Source organism: Mesorhizobium sp. M4A.F.Ca.ET.050.02.1.1, assembly GCF_003997725.1.
In the GTDB taxonomy this organism is placed as follows: Bacteria; Pseudomonadota; Alphaproteobacteria; order Rhizobiales; family Rhizobiaceae; genus Mesorhizobium.
In genome coordinates this window covers 1-2753 of record NZ_RZSG01000781.1, presented here as the reverse complement: position 1 = coordinate 2753, position 2753 = coordinate 1, and the positions used below count along the sequence as shown (strand labels likewise).

Below are 2753 nucleotides of genomic sequence, written 5' to 3'. Positions count from 1 at the left end.
CACGCTGACGGCCGACGTCTTCGTGCTGGACCTGAAGACCCGCGCCTTCATCGGGTCGGATCCGCTGGCGCCAATCGGCGGCCTGACGGATGTGCGGGCACGCGGCAGCGTGCTCGTCCAGGCACTCGACGAGACCGAGATGGACCTGATCGTTGGCGGCGTGGCGATTGGCGGCAGCGCCGGTGTCGGCGTCGCGGCCGGCGTTGCGGTTGTCGACAAGGTGACGGATGCCTTCATCGGCGCGGGTGCACGCGTCACCGGCGAGGGCCACGGCACGGTCGCGGCGAGAACCGGCCGCTACGACGTCTCCTACGCGGGCAGCCAGGCGATGTCGAGCTTCGAGCCGCAGGGCGGCAACAAGCCGACCGCGAGCAGCCTGGAGGCTGGTACGCCGTCAGGCCTCACCCAGTTCAAGGACCTCGACCAGGAGGGCGGCGACGACGTCCAGCAGGATCCGGGGCTGACTCAGAACCGGATTGCGAACGCGGCGGTCGACACCGGCTTCCGCGGCGTGGCTGTCTCGGCCTCGGCGAAGGATGATATCGAAACTTTTGCAATTTCCGTCGGCGGCGGTGGTTCGGTCGGCGTGGCAGTTGGTGCCGCCGTCAACATCGTCGATACCAAGACAAAGGCGTTCATCGGAGCCGATGCACAGATCAACCAGGACATGGCCGGCGCCGGAAATGCTGGACAGTCCGTGCTGGTTGCGGCGGCGAGCGACTTCAGCCATGTCGGCGTCGGGGCCGGTGCGGCCTTCGGCGGTTCGGGCGCGGGCGCGCCAGGCGTCGACGTATCGGTCATCAAGGTCGATACTTTCGCGACGATCAACGACGGCGCGGACGTGAAGGCGAACAACGACGTCGCCGTGATCTCCACGTCCAAGGAAAAGGTCATCGTCGTCTCCGCCGGCCTTGCCTTCAGTGGCACGGTCAGCCTGGCGGGCGGCGTCTCGGTGCTGTCGTTCGACACCGAGACCTATGCCCGCGTCGGCGCCAACGCGACGATTGTCGCCGGCGGCGACGTCGCCGTCATGGCCAAGGACGATTCCGAGGTGGTGGTGGTCGCGGGTGCGGTCGCCATCGGCCTGTCGGGCGGCGGCGCCGCCGGATCGGTCGCGGTCGTCACCGTCGACAAGCTTACTGAAGCGACGATCGGCGACAATGCAAGCATCGACGCCTCCGGCAACGGCGCCGGCATCGGCGGCGTGCTTACTGGCACGATCGTCGGCGGCGGCGATCCGAGCGGCTTCGGCACGGCCGAGGCGCATGGCGTCATTGTGCAGGCCGAATCGTCGGAAGAGGTCACCAACGTGACAGTCGCCGGCGCCGGTGGCCTTTATGTCGGCTTGGCTGGCTCCGTCACTGTGACGCTGCTCAATTCGGACACCAAGGCGCTGATCGGGGTCGGCGCCGACATCAACCAGGGCGCGGCAAATTACGTCGCCCATCCGGGCACGGTCGCGGGCGCGCAGGGCGTCTATGTCAACGCTGCGAACGAGGTCCGGGTCACGTCCTTTGCGGGCGCTCTCGGCGCCGGTTTCATCGGCCTGGCCGGTGGCATCGACTTCGGTAGCATCAAGAACGACACGGTTGCCGCGATCAACGCCGACGCCATGGTGCGGGCGCGCGGCGACGTGTCGGTCAACGCGGTTGCAATCAAGGTTCTGCGTGGGTTCGCCTTCAGCGGCGGCATCGGCGTCGGCGGGCTCGGCGCGTCCGTGTCGGTCTGGTCGGTCGGCGAGGAATTCAGCGACTCCTATCAGGACAACCAAGGTGGCAGCGGCAACGCGACGAAGGACGACGGAAGCCCCAAGACCGCCAATGACGAGGCCGGCGGCCAGGCCGACGACGGTGTCGAAGGCGTCACCGGGGAATTGAGCCGCTTCGGCAGCAGCGCCAACAGCAATACGGCCGACTCGCGGGTCAAGGCCGGCGTTGAAGGCGCACGCGACAAGGTCGGCGCCAACGCGCTGACCTCCAGCGCCCTGACTAACAAGCTAACGGCCGCCGTCACCGACGAGCGCGGCACCACCGCGTCCGTCGAAGGCGGCGCCACGGTCGAGGCCGGTCACGACATCGTCGTGAACGCGCGTGAACAGATGGAAGTCGACATGTTGGTCGGCAGCCTGGGCGCCGGTCTTGTTGGCCTGGGCGCCTCGATTTCCGTCGTCAATGTGTCGGGGCAGGTGCGAGCGAAGGCCGGTGGAAGCCTGAAGGCTGGCAATGCCATCCGAGTCGAAGGCCATTTCGGCCAGGATGTCGATGTCACAACCGTCGCCTTGCAGGCCGGCTTCGTCGGCCTCGGCGCATCGGTCGCGGTGGTCAACGATACCAGCCGCATTCAGGCCGGCTTGCTCGACAACACAGTGGTCAACGACGCGGCCAGCCTTACGGTCTCGGCGACCAGCAACCAGACGTTCGACGTGCTGACGACCGGCATACAGGCCGGCGCGGTGGCCGTCGGCGCGTCCTACAGCGACGTCACCATCGGCGATGACGACGACAACACCAAGGAAGTCCTGGCCACGATCGGCGCGGGCGGTCAGATCGGGCAGACCGACACCGTCGGAGCCATCACCGTCCATGCGGACTCGACGATCAACGCGGATTCCGACACCTTCGCGCTTGCCGCGGGGCTCGGCGCGCTCACCTTCAATTTCGCTTTCGTCGATGTTCAGCCGAACGTAGAGGCATCGATTGGCGGCGGCGCCAACATCAATGCGACGGGCCTCCTCACGGTCGAGGCGTGGACGC

General features: G+C 67.3%; 1 protein-coding gene. It reads left to right on the top strand.

Features of this window, described 5'->3' with window-relative positions; translation table 11 throughout:
- Positions 1-2753, top strand: a 2753-nt coding sequence (locus tag EOA33_RS31035; RefSeq protein ID WP_210212634.1) for a hypothetical protein, incomplete at both ends; no start/stop codon positions are given.